Consider the following 4,674-nt stretch of genomic DNA (forward strand, 5'->3'; position numbering starts at 1 on the left):
GAGTCGGAGAAAATTTCGGATCTCCCAATGCGGGGAGATCGAGCCAATGCATCCAGACTGGCGGTTCCTCAATCTGGTAGTAAGGATCGAGTGGTGACTTCAACCCGTGAATTGTGGCTCCTTGAATCCCTTGGGGTGTCAGCGAAATTAGTAATGGTGCGATCGTATCGATGACGACCTTTTTAGCTGGAAACCTCGCTATTCCAGCATCGATGAGCTTACAAAACACCTGTAAAGTGAGATTTTTGAGCGTCGTACTTACCTGGACGCCTTCAGGTGCGAGCGCATCGTTGAGTAAATGGGTAATGGCTTGCACGTCACCCCACCGCGCCCAACTGGTGAGCCGAATCATGGGGGGTGTCAGGTCAATTTTCAATCGCCAGTCGGCGACTTGGCTACTTTTGGCAACATCCCGATGCTCATGCTCAGAGGCTACGCCAACAACCGATCGACCAAACTTGACGATCGCTTCGGTAAAATGTTCGAGCTGGATGCCGCGCAGTGCTCTGGCCAGCGGTTCGGCCAGCAGTTGGCACTCTAACGATTTGGGCGAGTGACACCGTACCAATAGTCGATATTCGAGGCTGTCCCGACTCAACTCGGGCGACTGAAACATCGTCTGCACGTTGTCAGCCTCAAAGGCTACCGCCTGCGGCAACTGTTGGATCGAAAACTCAAATCTCACCCCTAATGGTGTCAATACTTGTGTTAGGGCTTGAAAAATTAGCTGTTGCTGTGGCGCGGGATCGACGATCGTCTGAACAAAAGTCAGTTCGCCTTCGCTAGGTGCGAAATTCGGATCGATCTCAATTAGTGGGAGTGGTAGATCGTAACGATCTCGTTCAAAGTAGATAGGTTCGGCCAAGATTTCACCTGAACAACATGTAACGATTAGAGCTAATTCTACTAGAAAGACAGTAGCGGATGATTTGACACTTGGCGATCGCAAAAACTTCACGCTCAAACTGTCAATCGCTCACCATCATATCGATCTGGTGGTCGATCTGTGTAGATCCGGAAATGCCGATTTTTTAGGCTTTAGGCTTTAGGTGGAGGGTAGTGGATAGTGAATAGTGGATAGTGGATAGAGAGTTTGGACGCAAGCGTCGTTTTATCTCTCATTCCCCAGTCTCCCAGTCCCCTAGTCCCCTAGTCCCCCGTCTTCAACTATTCACTATTCACTATTCACTATTCACTATTCACTATTCACTATTCACTCCCCACTCCTGTATCCTCACCGACCTCTTCTGGGCATAATAAATAAAATCAACCTGGACTGGAGCTGATGTCGCAAGAACGGATTTATTGTCTAGCTTGGTCGCGAGTTAATGGTGTCGGGTCAATTCTGGTCGATCGACTGATCCAGCATTTCGGTAGTTTAGCAGCCGCATGGACGGCTGACGAGCAAGCATTACTGGCGATCGATGGCATCGGACTCCAATCAGTCATCAAAATCGTCGAGAGTCGCGCTCAGATCGACCCCCAGCAGTTATTAGCCACTCACGCGATCGATAATCCCAATTGGTGGGCGCGTACCGATACCGATTATCCACGTCTGTTGGCGGAAATTCCCTCTGCACCGAGTATTCTCTATTATCGAGGTCAGGTCGCGTTGGCCGAAAATCGGGGTGAGGTACCCGCAATTGCCATCGTCGGTACCCGCTCACCGTCGGAATATGGCAAAAAATGGGCGCGACAGATCGCCACCCTCCTCGCCCAAAATGGATTTACGGTTGTCTCTGGATTGGCACAAGGCATCGATGCCGCCGCCCATAGTGCCTGCCTGGAAGCTGGCGGGCGCACCATCGCTGTCGTCGGTACGGGAGTCAATCTCGTCTATCCACCCCAACACCACGAGCTTGCCACCGCCATCGCCCAACAGGGCTTAATTGTCAGTGAATATGTCGCTAATACATCACCCGATCGAGCGCACTTTCCGGCCCGCAATCGGATTATTGCTGGATTGAGCCGCGTGACGATCGTCATCGACGCCCCGACTAAATCTGGTGCCCTGATTACGGCCTATCAAGCCAATGACTTCGGTCGCGATGTCTATGTCCTCCCTGGCTCGATCGACAACCCCAACTCCATTGGCGGTCTCGGACTCCTGACTCGCGGCGCACAGCCCATTCTCGGCCTCACTCATCTGCTAGAATTGCTCGCCACCATCCCCCAACTCGACCCACACCGACAATTAGATATATTCGCAGATCGGCAGCCCGAGATCGGTACTGGTGTCACCACAGCAGCAATCCTCCCGCCACCACCGATCGATGTCGATCCAGAACTCCAACCTATTTGGCTGCTAATAACTGACGACCCGATCGGTCTTGACGAACTTGTCAGCAACTCGCAACTCCCAGTCGCCATGGTTTCGAGCATCCTCCTCCAGTTAGAGTTGCTCGGTTTAGTCACCCAATTACCAGGAATGAGATATCAACGATAGGTGAGCTATACCGCCATGATGCACCACCGCCGCTGTTGTCCGCCAGATAATTGACTCGGACGATTTTGCAATCGATCGCCCAATCCCACTTTAATCAATGCCGCTTCTGCTCGTTCTCGCCGCTCTGGTTTAGAAACTCCAGCATAAATCATCGGTAACATCACATTTTCTAGTGCGGTAGAACATGGTAATAGATTAAATTGTTGAAAAACAAAGCTAATCCGTTGATTGCGAATATAAGCTAAGTCATCTTTTCCTAATGTTGTCAGATCCAGTTCTTCCAAGTAATAATCGCCATCGGTCGGTCGATCGAGATAGCCAATAATATTCATCAATGTCGATTTACCCGATCCAGATGTCCCCATAGTAGATAGTGGATAGTGAATCTTTGAACTAGCGGTAATTAAATTTGCACAATATGAGTTAATAATTAGAGTTGAAAGATAACAAATGCCCTGCAAAAACCAACCAGAGCACACCGAGACATGCCAGCGCAAACATCGTCGCCTGAAGTTTCTCCCAAATCTGGTATTGCTTGCTCGTCCAGGTATAGATGGCATTATAGAAAACCACGATCGTTCCGATCGCACCGAGAACGCCGATCGACTGAATCAGCCAAATCCAAATATTTCCGCTATCGCTGAATAATTCAAGACGCTTTGATGCAGAAATCAGAAAACCGGATAGAGTCACGATAAAAACCAGATTCAGCGCGAAGACGATTCGCACACCCCAACGCAACCGCCACTCCAAGGTTGTTAATTTTAATTGTTGTCCGTAATGTCTTCTAACCAGCCACGCGACGAACCCTAACAGCAGTGTCAGCAGCATCATGAAATATGAAAGTCCGGCGACGGGCAACAGAATCCGGCTGTTTTCCCAAAGTCCGACGCGCTGACTAACCATAATCGGATACGGTAAAATTTGCATCCGTCCGTTTTGGTCAGGCTTAAAAACCAAAGAGTCTTGACCGTTAATGTCCCGAAACGTCATCGGAGCGACTTCGCGCCAACGTTTGGGCTTACCGTTCGCATTGTTCATCAGACCACTCATCTCGCCAACCGAAATTGTGTCGTCTTCGTTCGCGGAGACGGTGGCTTCTCCTAGTAAGGCTAACGATTTAAATAGTGATTCGCTGCGGCGGCTAATCATATAATTACCGCTCACGGCAAGCGCGTCATTTTTCGCACTGTCGAGAGTTGGCGAATTAAAAGGTGGCGCGGGAAAATAGCGATCGAGAAACGCATCCCAGAGAATCGTGCGCGGGTCAGTTTCCCCACGCCCTACGCTATTGTACGAGACGAAAACTCCTACACCCGCGTCTGTGAGCAATTCCAAACCGCTGTGAAAATAGGCGGTATCGCCGCCGTGTCCGATGATGTGCTGTCCATTGCGCGATTCTTCATAGAAGCCGTAAGCCATCGCGTTGGCGGCTGGATCTAACCCGAAAGCGCGGCTGTGCATCAAGCGTGCCGTTTCTGGTTTGAGAATTTGCGCCTTGCCCAATCGCCCTTCCTGCAAATGCGCGAGCATAAATTTGGACATATCGGCGGCGGTACTGGTCAAACTTCCGGCGGGAAATGCACCGACTGTTTCAAACTCTTTCGGTTCATCAGATGCGAGCACATAACCGTTTGACATCAGCGGCACGAATTCCGGCGGCAGCGGCTGGGCGAAAGTCGAACGAGTCATTCCGAGCGGTTTGAATATATTTTGTTGGATGTAATCGTTAAAGGGTTGTCCAGACACGCGCTCGACGACGTATCCGGCTAGTGCCGTCGCGTAATTTGAATAAGCTGGGGTCGTTCCTGGCGCAAAGATCCGTTTCGGAATGTGCGTTTTCAGGTAATTTCCGAGATTCGGGCTGCGCTTATCGGCGGTGAACAGATCTTTTAACTGCTCTTCAAACCCAGCGGTGTGCGTCAAGATATTTTTCAGCGAGATTGGCTGTCCGAAGGCGGACGGTATTTTGAAATCGAGATATTCATTAACATCTTTACCCAGGTCGAGTTTGCCCTGTTCGACGAGTTGCATCACCGCTGTCCAGGTGAAAAGTTTGGAAACTGAACCAACACGAAACAAGGTTTCTGCCGTGACGGGCTGTTTATGCTTCACGTCGGCGTAACCGTAGCCTTTGGCGAACAGCGGTTTTCCATCTTTGACAATGGCGATAGTCGCGCCTGCCACATTTTCGCGATCGAGTTGGAGCGGTACGATGCCGTCGAGAA

At 50.4% G+C, this 4,674-nt stretch carries 2 protein-coding genes and 2 pseudogenes; 1 reads left to right on the top strand and 3 read right to left on the bottom strand.

What is annotated here, in order from left to right; genetic code table 11:
* A pseudogene (locus RMO27_RS04480) lies at positions 1–865 on the bottom strand (hypothetical protein); the annotation flags it as partial.
* A 420-nt stretch (positions 866–1,285) separates the two neighbouring features.
* On the opposite strand from RMO27_RS04480, the gene dprA reads away from it, so the two are divergent.
* Positions 1,286–2,446, top strand: a complete 1,161-nt coding sequence (gene dprA, locus RMO27_RS04485) for a DNA-processing protein DprA (RefSeq protein WP_309729560.1) — start codon at positions 1,286–1,288, stop codon at positions 2,444–2,446.
* 17 nt (positions 2,447–2,463) lie between these two features.
* Here the strand turns inward: dprA and RMO27_RS04490 are convergent.
* Together RMO27_RS04490 and RMO27_RS04495 are read right to left on the bottom strand one after the other, a co-directional pair.
* Positions 2,464–2,820 (bottom strand): annotated as a pseudogene (locus RMO27_RS04490) (ABC transporter ATP-binding protein); the annotation flags it as partial.
* 49 nt (positions 2,821–2,869) lie between these two features.
* Positions 2,870–4,633, bottom strand: coding sequence for a serine hydrolase domain-containing protein (locus tag RMO27_RS04495; RefSeq protein WP_396133609.1), 1,764 nt, complete (start codon positions 4,631–4,633; stop codon positions 2,870–2,872).
* Positions 4,634–4,674: the final 41 nt, after the last annotated feature.

This window comes from Chamaesiphon sp. OTE_75_metabat_556, assembly GCF_031378165.1.
In the GTDB taxonomy this organism is placed as follows: domain Bacteria; phylum Cyanobacteriota; class Cyanobacteriia; order Cyanobacteriales; family Chamaesiphonaceae; genus Chamaesiphon.

Bases quoted from the DNA above. Each gene is read 5' to 3' on its own strand.
- dprA (WP_309729560.1), top strand. From the start codon at position 1,286: ATGTCGCAAGAACGGATTTATTGTCTAGCTTGGTCGCGAGTTAATGGT.